The sequence below is a fragment of the Bacillota bacterium genome (assembly GCA_013178415.1).
Classification (GTDB): domain Bacteria; phylum Bacillota; class SHA-98; order Ch115; family Ch115; genus Ch115.
This window is the reverse complement of the sequence record JABLXA010000040.1, coordinates 1-15,613: the sequence shown is the minus strand read 5'-3', so window position 1 is coordinate 15,613 and position 15,613 is coordinate 1. Positions and strand designations below refer to the sequence as shown.

The following is a 15,613-nucleotide window of genomic DNA, read 5'->3' as shown; positions in this document are numbered from 1 at the left end:
CCGCTGACACCACCAGTATCGCTCCGTCCATCTGCGCCGCGCCCGTGATCATGTTCTTCACATAGTCCGCATGCCCAGGACAGTCTACGTGCGCATAGTGCCTCTTCTCCGTCTCATACTCTACATGCGAAGTCGCTATCGTGATACCCCGCTCCCTCTCTTCCGGAGCATTGTCAATCGTATCGAATGTCCGGTAGTTCGCCATACCATGCTTCGACAACACTAGCGTGATAGCTGATGTAAGAGTAGTCTTGCCGTGGTCGATATGACCTATCGTCCCTACGTTTACGTGCGGCTTAGTCCTCTCATATTTCTGCTTTGCCATACCTCTGTTTACCTCCCCGGTAATCATCTGTTCATCTAAGGGCCACCCCCGGAGGCTATCTCACCCGGGAGCCGCCCTTAGTAATCACGGCTTCAGCGACTGACTGGGGGACCTGATCATATTGAAAGAAATGCATTGAATAGGTCCCTCGTCCTTGAGTCATAGACCTTAGATCAGTAGCGTATCCGAACATCTCTGCCAAAGGCACAAGGCCCCTTACGATCCTCGTCTGTCCCCGAGATTCCATACCTTCAACCCTGCCGCGGCGTGCCACGATATCAGCCATGATATCACCCATGAACTCCTCCGGGATCACTACTTCGATCTTCATGATCGGTTCCAGGAGCACAGGAGAACCTTTCTTGGCTCCCTCTTTGAATGCCATCGATCCTGCTATCTTGAAGGCCATCTCAGATGAATCGACTTCGTGATAGGATCCGTCTTTCAACGTAACCCTGACATCCACCATGGGATATCCTGCCAATATCCCGCTGTCCATGGCCTCTTTTACCCCGGATTCCACCGCAGGTATGAATTCTCTGGGTATGACTCCGCCAGTTATCTTATTTACAAATTCAAACCCTTCTCCCCTTTGCAGAGGCTCGAGGTCTATAATAACGTGACCATACTGACCACGACCGCCCGTCTGACGGACGAAACGTCCTTCAGCAGTCGCACTGTTCAAAATCGTCTCCCTGTATGCTACCTGAGGCTTGCCAACATTGGCTTCCACCTTGAATTCCCTCATGAGCCGGTCGATTATGATCTCCAGGTGCAATTCGCCCATACCGGAGATTATCGTCTGTCCCGTCTCATTGTCAGTATGAACGCGGAACGTTGGATCTTCCTCTGCCAGCCGGATGAGGGAGACTGAAAGCTTATCTTCATCCGCCTTGGATTTGGGCTCAACTGCCACTGAGATTACAGGCTCAGGGAATTCCATTGCCTCGAGAAGTATGGGCTTTCCTTCGTCGCAAAGAGTGTCACCGGTGCCAACATCCTTGAATCCCACTGCCGCAGCGATATCACCTGCTCCGACACTATCGGTGTCCTCGCGGTGGTTTGCGTGCATAAACAGGATGCGCGCCAGGCGCTCCTTCTTTCGCTTGGTGCAGTTGTATACATATGTCCCAGAATCCACCGTCCCGGAATATACCCTGAAGTAAACCAGCTTACCTACATAAGGATCAACTGCAACCTTGAATGCCAGTGCAGCAAAGGGTTCTCCATCGTCAGGCTTACGCGTTTCCTTCTCCCCGGTATCTGGATTTTCACCTTCAACAGGAGGAAGATCCAGGGGGGACGGCAGATACTCCACAACTGCGTCCAGGAGCGGCTGTACGCCCTTGTTACGGAAGGCGGATCCACATAGCACAGGGACTAATTTGCCCGATAGGGTAGCCCGTCTAAGGGTGCCTTTTATCTCTTCCTCGGAGATCTCTTCCCCTTCCAGGTACTTAACCATTATGGCGTCATCGATATCCGCCAGGGCCTCTAACAATTCTTCCCGTGCCTTTAGGGAATCCTCCTTCAGGGAATCGGGAATTTCAGTGACCTCCCATTCGACTCCGAGGTCGTCCTTATAGATTATGGCCTGCTGTCTGATCAAGTCTACAATGCCCTTGAAGGAATCTTCCGCCCCTATGGGCAATTGAACGGGAATGCCATACGCTCCAAGCCGTTCCCTGATCATCTTGACTACCCGGTGGAAGTCTGCCCCGACTCGATCCATCTTGTTAACAAAGGCAATTCTTGGAACATTATGCTTTTCGGCCTGATGCCAGACCGTTTCGGACTGGGGTTGAACCCCGCCGACTGCACAAAACACTGCGATTGCGCCATCGAGCACCCTGAGAGACCTTTCCACCTCTACAGTGAAATCCACGTGTCCGGGCGTATCTATGATATTGATTCTGTGGTCCCTCCAGTGGCAAGTCGTGGCCGCTGATGTAATAGTTATCCCACGTTCTTGCTCCTGGACCATCCAGTCCATAGTGGCAGCCCCTTCGTCTACCTCGCCCATCCTGTGAACCCGACCTGTGTAGAAGAGGATTCTCTCGGTGGTCGTGGTCTTCCCGGCATCGATGTGCGCCATTATTCCTATGTTTCGAACTCTTTCAAGTGGAAAGGCCCTCGCCACACCAATCCCCTCCTTCCAGCTCGTCGAGTGGTAGTGATTTTACCACCGATAGTGAGCAAAAGCCTTGTTGGCCTCGGCCATTTTATGAGTATCTTCGCGCCTCTTGACTGCAGCGCCAGTTCCCTGCGAAGCATCTATGAGCTCCGCGGCCAGTTTCTCCGCCATGGTCCTCTCAGACCTGCTCCGGGCTGCGGTTACGATCCACCTTAATCCAAGCGCGGTCCGGCGTGTCGGTCTTACTTCCACCGGAACCTGGTACGTAGCCCCGCCTACCCGGCGCGGGCGAACCTCAAGGATCGGCATTACATTTTTGAGAGCGCGATCAAAGATTTCAAGAGGATCTTTACCAGTCTTCTCCTTTATGATCTCCATCGCCCGATAGAAGATCTTTTCGGCAACCCCCTTCTTGCCCTTTAACAGCAACCTATTCATCATAGCCGTGGCAAGAGGGTTTCCGTATACCGGATCAGGAGGCACTTCCCGTTTAGGGACACTTCCTCGTCTGGGCACTTCTTTGTTCCCTCCTCTCGACATTGATATCAAATGACGAGATACAACATAACATTATCTAGATATCAAATGTCATACATAAAGTCACTCAGGAAAGTTACTTAGGACGCTTCGCCCCATACCTTGACCGGCCTTGATGCCTGTTTTGCACGCCCGCGGCGTCCAATGTTCCGCGGATTATGTGGTAGCGCACCCCAGGCAGATCCTTTACCCTGCCTCCACGGATGAGCACTACCGAGTGTTCCTGGAGGTTGTGGCCGATTCCCGGTATATAGGCGGTAACTTCAAGTCCATTTGTAAGCCTGACCCTTGCGATCTTCCTCAACGCAGAGTTAGGTTTCTTGGGCGTTGTAGTCCTCACGACCGTGCATACACCCCGCCTCTGAGGCGCTCCCTCGCCGTATGTCGATTTTCTCGTAAATGAATTGTATGTCCACCTGAGCGCAGGTGCCTTTGATTCTTTGCGCACGGCTTCCCGACCGCGTCTTACCAACTGGTTGATTGTCGGCATTCATGCACCTCCCTTCGAACATAAATATGCCCCTTCCACCAAACGGCGAAAGGGGCTGATTTGCCATCAAGATTTTCTAGCTGTCAAGCACGGCTGCAGCCGCAGCCCCGACCCCTATGCCGCAAGCCTTACCGAGTTCCTGCATGGTGTTCGCATATCTTACGGGCACACCCTTTGCCGCAGATAGCGCCTTCAGGTCACGGACCACATGCTCCTCAGCGTCGCTTGCGAGATAGAGAACCTTGACTTCTCCCCTCTCAAGAGCCTTGATGGTCTCCCGAGTCCCGACCGTCCTTCGTTTGGCCATCTTCAACTCTTCATAGGCCATATTCAATTACTCTCCCCCTCATGAGCCTCTCCCGGCCTCATTTGAAGGTATCTCGCTAATTGAAACATAGCCAGACACCTTCGGATTATAGCATCAGACTCAGCTCATGTCAAGAATCACGCGCATTTCATTTCTATTACAATTGGCTTGTGATTCCCATTTACCCCTATTTGGCAGTGTCGGCAAAAGCTTTGAGCTTCTCCACGCCAGGCCTCACTAGAGATGGGGCTTCTCGCGATGGGGCCTGACTTTCCTCCGAGGCCGCCGCCTCACCTGCTTCTTGGTCAGTAGGCTCACCCTCATCCTGCCTGCCGACTGGGATGACCCTGATGTTCCTATAACGAGACATCCCTGTCCCGCCTGGCACAAGCTTGCCGATGATGACATTCTCTTTGAGTCCTATAAGGGGATCCACTCGTCCCTTGATGGACGCGTCTGTCAAGACACGGGTGGTCTCCTGGAATGAAGCAGCCGACAGGAAACTCTCTGTAGCCAGTGAAGCCTTCGTGATACCCAGGAGAGTCGGCCGAGCAGTAGCAGGACGGCCTCCATGCTCAAGAGTCTCCATATTGGCATCTTCAAACTCAAATATGTCTATAAGACCTCCAGGCAAGAGAGACGTGTCCCCGGGATCTTCCACTCGAACTCGTCTCAACATCTGGCGGACGATCACCTCGATGTGCTTGTCATCGATCTCCACGCCCTGTGACCTATACACAGTCTGAACCTCGCGGACCAGGTAGCTCTGCACTGCGCGAACACCCTTAACTCTCAATATGTCGTTGGGATTGAGCGACCCCTCTGTCAGCTGGTCACCTGCCTCTACCCTCTGGCCATCCCTGACTTCAAGCCTCGCTCCGTAAGGAACCGTATAGATCTTCTCCGTGCCATCATCAGAGGTGACAATCACTTTACGGCTCCCTTTGGATTCCACTATCCTGGCGACCCCGGCCGTCTCCGTGATGATTGCTTGGCCCTTGGGTTTACGGGCCTCAAATAGCTCCTCTACCCGCGGCAGACCTCTTGTGATATCATCCCCGGCCACACCGCCTGTATGGAAGGTCCTCATGGTAAGCTGGGTTCCAGGCTCGCCTATGGACTGAGCCGCTATGATCCCGACAGCCTCGCCCACTTCTGCAGGTCTGCCAGTAGCGGGACTGCGACCATAGCACTTCGAGCAAACTCCATACCTGGTGCGGCAAGTAAGCACCGATCTCACCCTTACTTCGGTGATTCCCGCCTTTTCGATGCGTTTCGCCGGGTCCTCATCGATTTCCTGATTTCGCTCCACGATGACCTCACCGGTAGCAGGATCAATTATGGTATCAGCCGCGACCCGGCCTACAGCGCGTTCGCGCAGAGGCTCGATGATCTCATCCCCTTCTTTGAGAGGCCCTATCATGATGCCATCATCAGTCCCGCAGTCTTCCTCACGCACAATCACATCCTGCGAAACATCAACTAGGCGCCGTGTGAGGTACCCGGAGTCTGCAGTCCTGAGGGCCGTATCCGCAAGGCCCTTTCTCGTGCCGTGAGTTGAAATGAAATATTCCAGCACGGTCAGCCCTTCTCGGAAGTTAGCCCTTATTGGGAGGTCGATGGTGCGACCGGACGGATCTGCTACTAGACCTCTCATTCCGCCGAGCTGCCTGAGCTGCTGCACATTGCCGCGGGCCCCGGAAGTTGCCATCATATACACTGGATTGAACTTATCCAGATGGTCCAGCATGGCCTTCTGAACCTTGTCTGTCGCATCGGTCCAGGTATCAATCACGAGCTGATATTTCTCTTCATTGGTAATCAGGCCGCGCCTGTGCTGCTGTTCAATCTCGTCGATCTTTTTCTCAGCATCTCTCAGGATCTGCTGCTTTTCCGGCGGCACGACTATATCCTCGATGCCAACCGTTGTGCCAGACTTCGTCGCATATCTGAAGCCAATCGTCTTCAGATTATCAAGAATATCTGCTGTTTTTTCATTACCATATCGTCTCTGGCATATAGCCACCAACTTCGCCAGAAAGCCTTTGCTGGTCGGGTGCTTCTCTGGCATTTCCTTTATGAAGTCAATGAGGGTCTTCCCTGACTCTCTATGTTGTCCAGTATCCGTCACTATCTCGGCAAGATCTGCGAAATCCTCTACAGCATCATTGATATAAGGGAAATCCCTAGGGAATATGGTATTGAATATCAGACGACCAGGTGTAGTGACCAGGAGTCCACGGAATATGTCAACCTTCGGCACCGGCTTTTGAGGATCCCACCTTACACCGATCCTTGCATGTAGCTCGACGATACCTTCCTCATAGGCTCTCAGAGCTTCTTCTGGGCTGGCGAAATAACGTCCCTCACCTTTCCCGCCCTGCCTTTCAAGGGTGAGATAGTAACAACCAAGTACCAGGTCCTGGCCTGGGGTCGCAATAGGCTTGCCATGCGCAGGCGAGAGAATATTGCCTGTGGCCATCATGAGAAGCCGCGCCTCAGCCTGGGCCTCAGCCGACAATGGAACATGCACAGCCATCTGGTCCCCATCGAAATCAGCGTTATAGGCAGGACATACCAGAGGGTGGATCTGAATGGCCCGCCCTTCCACCAGGATCGGCTCAAACGCTTGTATCCCAAGACGGTGAAGCGTAGGAGCGCGGTTTAGAAGCACAGGATGCTCCTTTATTACTTCCTCGAGGACATCCCACACTTCATCCTTTACTCTTTCCACCATTCTCTTGGCGCTCTTGATGTTATGAGCATAGTTATGATCGACCAACCTCTTCATGACAAAGGGTTTGAATAGCTCCAGAGCCATTTCCTTAGGCAACCCACACTGATGGAGTTTCAGTTTAGGGCCCACTACGATCACAGATCGTCCGGAATAATCCACACGTTTCCCCAGCAGATTCTGGCGGAAACGTCCCTGCTTACCTTTGAGCATATCCGAAAGAGACTTGAGCGGGCGATTTCCAGGCCCGGTGACAGGCCGCCCCCTCCGGCCATTATCTATAAGAGCGTCAACGGCTTCCTGGAGCATCCTCTTTTCATTCCGTACTATTATGTCAGGAGCACCCAGCTCGAGGAGCCTCTTTAACCTGTTGTTGCGGTTGATCACCCTTCTATAAAGGTCATTTAGGTCCGAGGTGGCAAATCTCCCTCCGTCCAGCTGCACCATGGGCCTGAGCTCCGGAGGGATCACAGGCACGACTTCAAGGATCATATGCTCAGGACGGTTCCCAGATTTACGGAATGCCTCCACTACCTCCAGCCTGCGGATGGCCCGGATCCTCTTCTGACCCGCAGACTCCCGGATTTCCTGCCGAAGTTCCTTTGAAAGCTCGTCAAGATCTATTTCCTCGAGCAGCTTCTTGATGGCTTCTGCCCCCATGCCTGCCTTGAACAACTGTCCATACCGCTCCCTGTATTCCCTGTATTCTGATTCGGTGAGGAGCTGCTTCTTGGTAAGGGGCGTATCCCCAGGATCTGTGACAATATAGTTTGCGAAATATAACACCTTTTCAAGGATTCTAGGAGACAAGTCGAGTAATAAACCCATCCGACTAGGTATTCCTTTGAAATACCATATGTGCGAAACAGGAGCCGCAAGCTCGATATGTCCCAGCCTCTCCCGGCGCACTTTTGATCTGGTTACCTCGACCCCGCACTTATCGCAGACGATTCCCTTGTATCTAACACGTTTATACTTGCCACAATGGCATTCCCAGTCCTTGGTAGGACCAAAGATCTTCTCGCAAAATAGACCCTCGCGCTCAGGCTTTAAGGTCCTGTAGTTTATGGTCTCTGGCTTTTTGACCTCTCCGCTTGACCATACCCTGATCTGTTCAGGAGATGCGAGACCAATTCTTATCTTGTCAAAGTTATTGACATCCAACAATGGCCTCTCCCCCTTGTTATATCTTGTCGTCGTCGGAGTCTTCGTCGTCATCCGAGTCCAAATCGTCTTCATCTATGTCTTCTTCATCTAGCTCTTCATCATAATCATCGAAATCTAGTTCCCCAAGATAATCTTCCTCATTCCCCGTCCCTTCAGTTTCATCGTCTATGGGGGCTTCGATCAGATCATTTTCGTCAATTGTCTCATCTAGGTCCAGGTCCTGTTCAGCGGGTTCCTGCCCATCAGCCGTCTTCCCCGAAGAAACAAGTGTCTCCAGATCCTCTTCCCCCAGATCATCCTCCGACTCATCCTCTGGAACCCTCACTACCTTCTTGGCGCTTTCCCTGGCGGTCTCTTCCTCGGGAGACTCATCCCTTTCCCTTCCTTCCAGGTCGATGCCGAGTTCCCTCGTCGCATCACTGATATCATCGTCATCTTCACCAATCTCAATTTCCTCCGAATTTTCACCAAGCACCTTGACGTCTAGACCAAGACTCTGAAGCTCCTTGATGAGAACCTTAAATGACTCTGGAACCCCGGGCTCCGGCACATTCTCTCCTTTTACAATAGCCTCATATGTCTTGACTCGACCAACTACGTCATCGGATTTTACCGTAAGCAGCTCCTGAAGCGTATAGGCCGCTCCATATGCTTCCAAAGCCCATACCTCCATCTCACCGAATCTTTGGCCGCCAAACTGCGCCTTTCCACCAAGCGGCTGTTGAGTCACGAGCGAATATGGACCCGTGGAACGTGCATGGATCTTATCGTCTACAAGGTGCATCAACTTCATCAGATATGCGTAGCCAACTGTGACAGGATTATCAAAAGGCTCCCCAGTCCTCCCATCACGAAGAACGATCTTGCCTCCACTGGGCAAGCCGGATTGTTCCAGCAAATTCAAGATATCGTCTTCCGTCGCGCCATCGAATACAGGGCTCGCCATGTACCTCCCGGTTTTCTTTGCGATCCAGCCAAGGTGAGTTTCCAGTACCTGCCCGAGGTTCATGCGTGAAGGAACTCCGAGAGGATTGAGCACAACCTCGACGGGTGTCCCGTCAGGCAAAAACGGCATATCCTCCTCAGGCAGTATCCGGGCAATAACTCCCTTATTTCCATGCCGGCCGGCCATCTTGTCCCCCTCGGAAACCTTCCTCTTCTGAGCTACATAGACTCGGACCAATTTATTGACCCCGGGGCCTAGCTCATCGCCATTCTCTCTAGAGAAGACATCTACGGCCACCACCTTGCCTGACTCACCGTGAGGCACCCTGAGCGAAGTGTCACGTACCTCGCGTGCCTTTTCGCCGAATATCGCTCGAAGCAGACGTTCTTCAGCGGTCAGCTCGGTCTCACCCTTGGGAGTCACTTTGCCCACCAATATGTCCCCGGTCCTCACCTCGGCGCCAACACGGATTATGCCTCTGCTATCTAGATCTTTGAGGGCATCCTCTCCGACATTGGGTATGTCGCGTGTGATCTCCTCAGATCCAAGTTTGGTATCCCGGGCTTCGCATTCATACTCCTCAATATGAATAGAAGTAAAGGTATCATCTTTGACCAGCTTTTCGCTGATCAAAATGGCATCCTCGTAATTGTAACCCTCCCATGGCATGAAAGCCACCAGGACATTCTTTCCTAGAGCCAATTCGCCCTCGTCAGTGGACGGCCCATCAGCTATCACATCACCTGCATTGACTTTCTGGCCCTTGGATACGATCGGCCGCTGATTCATGCAGGTACCCTGGTTTGAACGCATGAATTTCATGAGTCGGTAGCGATCTACATCGCCGTCATCAGTCTTTACAACCACTTCATCTGCAGAGACATATGTGACTGTCCCCGGACGCTTTGCCAGCACCACCGCCCCAGAATCAATCGCCGCCTTATATTCCATGCCTGTTCCCACCAGCGGGGCCTCAGTTTTGATCAGCGGCACAGCCTGGCGCTGCATGTTGGATCCCATGAGGGCACGCCCGGCATCATCGTTCTCCAGGAATGGGATGAGTGCCGTAGCGACGCTAACGATCTGCTTAGGGGAAACATCCATGAAATCCACCTGATCACCTGGGACCAGAAGGATCTCATCCCTGTAGCGACATGAAACCCTCGGACGCTCGAATCGCCCGTCAGGAGTGAGTGGTTCGTTGGCCTGGGCTATGATATATTTATCTTCTTCATCTGCTGTCAGATAGACAACATCATCAGTCACCTTGCCGTTTTCGACTTTTCTATAAGGTGTTTCTATGAATCCAAATTCATTGACTCTAGCGTATGTGCAAAGCGAGCTAATAAGGCCAATGTTGGGTCCCTCAGGAGTCTCGATGGGACACATCCTCCCATAATGTGAATGATGCACATCGCGGACTTCAAATCCAGCGCGCTCCCTGCTCAAGCCACCAGGACCAAGTGCAGAAAGACGACGTTTATGAGTCAACTCTGCCAGCGGATTTGTCTGATCCATAAATTGAGAAAGCTGGCTCGAGCCAAAGAACTCCTTGATGGCTGCAACAACTGGCCTTATATTGATCAAAGCCTGTGGAGTCACCGCATCTACATCTTGTATGGTCATCCTCTCCCGGATAACCCTCTCCATACGGGCAAGGCCTATGCGAAATTGGTTCTGGAGCAATTCTCCGACAGACTTCAATCTGCGATTTCCCAAATGATCTATATCGTCTGTAGACCCCACCCCATAGATCAAACCTATCATATAGTTCACTGTCGCAAATATGTCTTCACGGGTCATAGTCTTGACCGAAAGGTCAGGCTGCCCGTTGGAAATGGCCATGATCTTACTGCCATCGCGCGCAAAGATGATTGCCCTGTCGATGGCCCCCTGTCTATCTAATTCATTGATCCTCTCAGCCATCTCGCGAGGGAGCTTCTGGCCGGCCTTTAGGATCACCTCGCCAGTAGATCGCGCGACGAGATCCTCGGCAAGGGTCGCCCCTACGAGTCTGTTGCCGAGGCAGAGTTTCTTATTTGCCTTATACCGCCCGACAGAAGCAAAATCGTATCTCTTGGGATCGAAGAAAAGTCCCTCCACGAGTGTTCTTGCGCTTTCTACCGTCGGCGGCTCACCTGGCCTCAGCCGTTTGTATATCTCGATGAGCCCTTCTTCCTCAGATTCAGTCCCGTCTTTATCAAGGGAATTACGCATTGCGGGAGTATCACCGATGACATCGATGATCTCCTCATTGCTTCCGAGTCCCAAAGCCCTGAGAAAGGTGGTCACCGGAAGTTTCCTCGTCCTATCTACCCGAACATATATACAATCGGAGGTATCCATCTCAAATTCAAGCCAGGCCCCGCGGTTCGGGATGATGCTTCCCGTGAATAAGGACCTGCCGCTCGTATCTTGTTCCCATCCAAAATAGACGCCAGGAGACCTCACCAGCTGGCTTACGATAACTCTTTCCGCGCCGTTGATCACAAAGGTGCCGGTTTCAGTCATGAGCGGAAACTCGCCCATGAAGACTTCCTGCTCCTTTACTTCGCCGGTTTCCCTGTTGACGAGCCTGACCCGCACCTTCAACGGAGCCGCATAAGTCACATCTCTCTGTTTGCACTCCCACACCGAGTATTTAGGCTCTCCAAGGGAATAATCTACGAATTCCAAAATCAGATTGCCAGTAAAGTCTTGTATTGGAGATATATCCCTGAACGTTTCAATAAGCCCTTCCCTGAGAAACCATTCATATGACTGCTTCTGAATCTCGATGAGATTCGGAAGGTCAATGACTTCATGGATCCTGGAGAAACTCCGCCTTTCCCGCCGAGTGGAAGGCCTGGCAGTAGCCGTATTTAAAGCCACAGACTATCACCCATCCCCCACAAAAAATTTTAGACCGAGTTCTTTCTCGGACCTATTCAAGAGGAAAAATACACCTATCATTAGTCTTTACATAATAATCCTAATCAATGTATAATCAAGATGTCGGTATCGGGATGTCTTTTTTGCAGTGAGTAGATAGCTATCGCATTTTGTTATATTAACACAATACAAAACTACCGTCAAACGACAGGAACACCCGGCATACTGCGATAGCCGGGTGTTCTATTGAAAAATATCTCCATTATCTACTTGATCTCAATCGTTGCGCCCGCTTCCTCAAGCTTAGCCTTCATTGCTTCGGCCTCCTCCTTCTTTACGCCTTGCTTTACAGGCTTAGGTGCCCCATCAACCAGCTCCTTTGCCTCCTTGAGGCCAAGTCCGGTAAGCTCCCTTACAACCTTCAAAACTGGAATCTTTTTGTCGCCAGCCGTAACCAGGATCACGTCGAATTCTGTCTTCTCCTCGACTTCAGGAGCCTCAGGAGCCGCAGCGGGAGCCGCCACGCCAGGCGCAAAGGCCACCGGAGCAGCCGCGCTTACGCCGAATTTCTCCTCAATAGCCTTGACCAGTTCAGAAAGCTCGAGAACTGTCATCTTTTCTATCGCTTCAATGATTTCTTCTTTCGTCATGAAAAATACTCTCCTTTCATCTCACTAGGCGCCCTGTTCTGCGCCTTCCTTTTGTCGCCTTACAGCATCAAGAGCATATGCGAGGTTCCTGATGGTTCCTGACAGCACATTGACAAGCCCAGATAATGGGCCTTGCATAGCAGATAAGACTTGCCCCAGCAGAACCTCACGAGAAGGCAATGATGCCAAGGCCTTGACTCCCTTATCGTCAATCGCCTTCTTATTCAGGATCCCGCCCTTGACGCCAAGTTCCGCATGTGCTTTCGCAAAGTCGAAGACGAGCTTCGCTGCCTCAGCAGGATCACGATAACCGAAAGCTATGGCCACAGGGCCAACAAGTATTTTTTCCAGACCCTCGATGCCGACAGATTTCGCAGCCAGCAGCGCAAGCGTATTCTTGACTACCTTATACTCAATCCCAGCCTCTCTGAGCTTCCTTCGGAGCTCCATGATGCTCTTGACATCTAGACCCCTGTAGTCCGTTAGGATCGCTCCTTCAGCTCTCGACAGCTTATCCTCCAGCTCTTTTACAGCTGCCACTTTTTCCGGTCGAGCCAACTATGTGACACCTCCCCTCATAAGAAAGTGAATACGATCTCGGTTGGATGAATTTCATGAGATAAATAAAGGACCTCCGTAGAAAATGCCGGAGGTCCTGATATACGCCATCTCTAGCGCCAGGATACATGCCGACCTCGGCAGGCGGGCCACCGGCCCCTTAGCTATGCGCAGTGCATAGACCAGCTGTCTACGGTCTCAACATCCATATACGTTTTGGATCTAAATTTAGAAAGGCGTCTTTGCCACCTAGGAATACATATCCGCCCGAGCTATCGCGTACCGGCAGATAAGACCGCCGTAGGACTCAACTTGACACCAGGTCCCATAGTAGACGAAATAGCTATACTCTTGATGTATTGGCCTTTTGCCGCCGCGGGTTTTGCCCTCACAATAGCATCCATCAGGGTAGTAAGGTTCGCCTCGAGCTTCTCGGGCTCGAATGAAACCTTGCCTATTGGGACATGGACGATTCCCGTCCTGTCTACGCGATATTCAACTTTACCAGCCTTTGCATCCTTGACTGCCTTCGCAATCTCGAAAGTCACCGTCCCCGTCTTGGGGTTAGGCATCAGCCCCTTGGGCCCCAAAATCCGACCGAGCTTGCCAACTACAGACATCACATCGGGAGTAGCAATGGCGACATCAAAATCTGTCCAGCCTCCCTGGATTTTCTCAGCAAGATCTTCGGCCCCCACGAAATCGGCGCCAGCCTCTTCTGCTTCCTTGGCCTTCTCACCTTTGGCGAATACCAAAACCTTCGGGACTTTACCTGTTCCAAAGGGGAGCACTACAGCGCCTCTTACCTGCTGATCGGAACGCTTCGGATCAACGCCTAGGCGCACGGACAACTCTACCGTCTCATCGAACTTCGCGCTCGCAGTCTCTTTGACTAGCCTTACGGCATCAGATATGCTGTAAAGCTGAGATCTATCAAACTTCTTCAACGCTTCCTGATATCTTTTCCCTCTATGTGCCATATCTCTACATACCTCCCTGTGGTCATAGCGGGTTCTGCGAATGGGCGCGTCACTATTGCCATAGCCTTACGAACCCCGGAACCCTCCCACTTTTCCAAGTGTTGATGCCGACTACCTAGCGTTCAACCTCTATCCCCATGCTCCTTGCAGTCCCCGCGACTATACTCATGGCGGCATCAAGGTCATTGGCATTGAGGTCTTTCATTTTGAGTTCTGCGATTTCCTTGAGTTTTGCCTTGGAAAGTTTCCCCACCTTTTCCCTATTGGGCTTTCCAGAGCCTTTCTCTATACCAACAGCCTGCTTTATCAGAAAACTCGCTGGAGGAGTCTTCAAGACAAACGTAAAGGATCGGTCATCATAGACGGTGACCTCTACAGGGATGATGGTGCCGGCCTGGGCAGCGGTCTTTTCATTGAATTGACGGACAAAATCCATGATATTTATGGCATGCGGCGCAAGGGCCGGTCCCACCGGCGGAGCAGGCGTGGCCTTCCCTGCCGGAATCTGTATCTTAACTACAGCAACAACCTTCTTGGGCATTGGTTCCACCCTCTTACATCTTTAAACTCATATTTTCTCAACCTGACTAAAATCAAGCTCGACAGGGGTTTCCCGCCCGAACATCGAGACAAGGACCCGTAATTTGCCTTTATCCTTCTGGATCTCCTCGATCGCGCCAGTAAAGTGCTGAAATGGACCCGCCACTACCCTTACTTGCTCTCCTATGGAGAAATCCATCTTTGGCCGGGGTTCCTCGATCCCCATCTGCTTCAGAATAAGACGCGCTTCCTTATCCTGCAGTGGTATGGGCTTGTTGCCAGAGCCTACGAATCCCGTAACCCCGGGTGTATTCCGGACCACGTACCATGAATCATCCTCCATAATCATCTCTACCAGCACATAACCAGGGAAGACCTTCCGTTTGCTGATCTTCCGCTTGCCATCCTTTATCTCGTATTCTTCCTGTGTAGGCACCAGCACCCGGAAGATCTTATCTTCTTTCTCCATGGTCTTGACGCGCTTCTCAAGGTTAGCCTTGACCTTGTTCTCGTAGCCGGAATAGGTATGGATCACATACCACCTTTTGGGTGATCGCCCAGCCACTTCTGTAGTAGGCTGTGGTCCCTCTTCTGGAGGGGTTTGCACCTCGATTTTGTCCTCATCCATCGTTCAGCCAGGCCGCGGGCTCTAACCCGCCAGTCCTTCTACTCCCCCTACGCTAAGCATCTTACTGTATTCCTTCAATATCATGACGGGAAAATGCCCGAAACAGGTTAATTCACTTGATGAAAAGCCTGAGGATCTGCGAGAAAGCAAAATCTATAAGCCCGACAAAACCAGCTACCACCAGTACGGTAACGAGCACGACCGCAGTGTAAGAACCAAGCTGTTTACGGTTCGGCCACGTAACCTTCCGAAGTTCGGCTCTAACCTCACGCAGGTACTTTTGTATTCGCTCAATAATGCTACGCAGTTCCATGCCCGTCCCCTTTCTCGCTCACCCAGACTTAACGTGTCTCCTTGTGAACAGTATGCTTCTTACAAGCCCTGCAGTACTTGCGTAATTCGATTCTATCGGGATCATTTTTCTTGTTCTTGGTGGTTCGATAATTTCTCCTCTTGCATTCCATGCATTCCAAAGTGATACCCTCGCGCAACCAGCTCACCCCCCAGGGTCATTTTCTCGACGCGCACGCGACAATACAAGGTAAAGACCACTGCACAAATTTAACATACCCTGCAGGGTGTGTCAATAGACCTGCAAGGAGGGAATGCACCCGCATCGTCTACTCGATTATGGAGGTGACGACTCCCTTGCCTATGGTCCTGCCACCTTCCCTTATTGCAAACCTAAGACCCTCTTCCATCGCTATCGGCGTTATCAGGTCTATCTCCATCTTTATGTTGTCCCC

Annotated in this window: 15 protein-coding genes; all 15 read right to left on the bottom strand. The window is 51.7% G+C overall.

Translation table 11 applies throughout. The features are described from left to right. On the bottom strand, positions 1-325 hold a 325-nt coding region (gene tuf / locus HPY52_16515), incomplete at its 3' end, for an elongation factor Tu (GenBank protein NPV81835.1). Between the two features lie 55 nt (positions 326-380). After that, complete coding sequence (gene fusA, locus HPY52_16510) at positions 381-2,465, bottom strand: elongation factor G (GenBank protein ID NPV81834.1); 2,085 nt, start codon at positions 2,463-2,465, stop codon at positions 381-383. Between the two features lie 39 nt (positions 2,466-2,504). Beyond that, entirely contained in the window at positions 2,505-2,975 is a 471-nt protein-coding gene (rpsG, locus tag HPY52_16505; protein ID NPV81833.1) for a 30S ribosomal protein S7, read from the bottom strand. 97 nt (positions 2,976-3,072) lie between these two features. Continuing rightward, positions 3,073-3,486 carry a 30S ribosomal protein S12 gene (rpsL, locus tag HPY52_16500; GenBank protein NPV81832.1) on the bottom strand — a complete coding sequence of 138 codons (414 nt, stop codon included), beginning with the start codon at positions 3,484-3,486 and terminating at the stop codon, positions 3,073-3,075. Between the two features lie 76 nt (positions 3,487-3,562). Next, entirely contained in the window at positions 3,563-3,814 is a 252-nt protein-coding gene (locus HPY52_16495; GenBank protein NPV81831.1) for a 50S ribosomal protein L7Ae-like protein, read from the bottom strand. A 166-nt stretch (positions 3,815-3,980) separates the two neighbouring features. Next, positions 3,981-7,694: a DNA-directed RNA polymerase subunit beta' gene (gene rpoC, locus HPY52_16490; protein ID NPV81830.1), complete on the bottom strand. Its 3,714-nt coding sequence runs from the start codon at positions 7,692-7,694 to the stop codon at positions 3,981-3,983. Positions 7,695-7,710: 16 nt separating this feature from the next. Continuing rightward, positions 7,711-11,511 (bottom strand): DNA-directed RNA polymerase subunit beta, encoded by a 3,801-nt coding sequence (gene rpoB, locus HPY52_16485; GenBank protein ID NPV81829.1) that lies wholly within the window; start codon positions 11,509-11,511, stop codon positions 7,711-7,713. 266 nt (positions 11,512-11,777) lie between these two features. Then, on the bottom strand, positions 11,778-12,161 hold the full coding sequence (gene rplL / locus HPY52_16480; GenBank protein NPV81828.1) for a 50S ribosomal protein L7/L12: 384 nt from the start codon (positions 12,159-12,161) through the stop codon (positions 11,778-11,780). A gap of 24 nt (positions 12,162-12,185) precedes the next feature. Further along, positions 12,186-12,719, bottom strand: a complete 534-nt coding sequence (locus HPY52_16475; protein ID NPV81827.1) for a 50S ribosomal protein L10 — start codon at positions 12,717-12,719, stop codon at positions 12,186-12,188. Between the two features lie 272 nt (positions 12,720-12,991). After that, positions 12,992-13,699, bottom strand: coding sequence for a 50S ribosomal protein L1 (rplA, locus tag HPY52_16470; GenBank protein NPV81826.1), 708 nt, complete (start codon positions 13,697-13,699; stop codon positions 12,992-12,994). 115 nt (positions 13,700-13,814) lie between these two features. Beyond that, complete coding sequence (rplK, locus tag HPY52_16465) at positions 13,815-14,240, bottom strand: 50S ribosomal protein L11 (protein ID NPV81825.1); 426 nt, start codon at positions 14,238-14,240, stop codon at positions 13,815-13,817. A gap of 27 nt (positions 14,241-14,267) precedes the next feature. Beyond that, positions 14,268-14,867 (bottom strand): transcription termination/antitermination protein NusG, encoded by a 600-nt coding sequence (gene nusG / locus HPY52_16460; protein ID NPV81824.1) that lies wholly within the window; start codon positions 14,865-14,867, stop codon positions 14,268-14,270. Between the two features lie 112 nt (positions 14,868-14,979). Beyond that, positions 14,980-15,180 (bottom strand): preprotein translocase subunit SecE, encoded by a 201-nt coding sequence (gene secE / locus HPY52_16455; protein NPV81823.1) that lies wholly within the window; start codon positions 15,178-15,180, stop codon positions 14,980-14,982. Positions 15,181-15,208: 28 nt separating this feature from the next. After that, entirely contained in the window at positions 15,209-15,358 is a 150-nt protein-coding gene (rpmG, locus tag HPY52_16450) for a 50S ribosomal protein L33 (GenBank protein NPV81822.1), read from the bottom strand. Between the two features lie 129 nt (positions 15,359-15,487). Beyond that, the coding region (tuf, locus tag HPY52_16445; protein NPV81821.1) for an elongation factor Tu at positions 15,488-15,613 on the bottom strand (126 nt) is incomplete at its 5' end.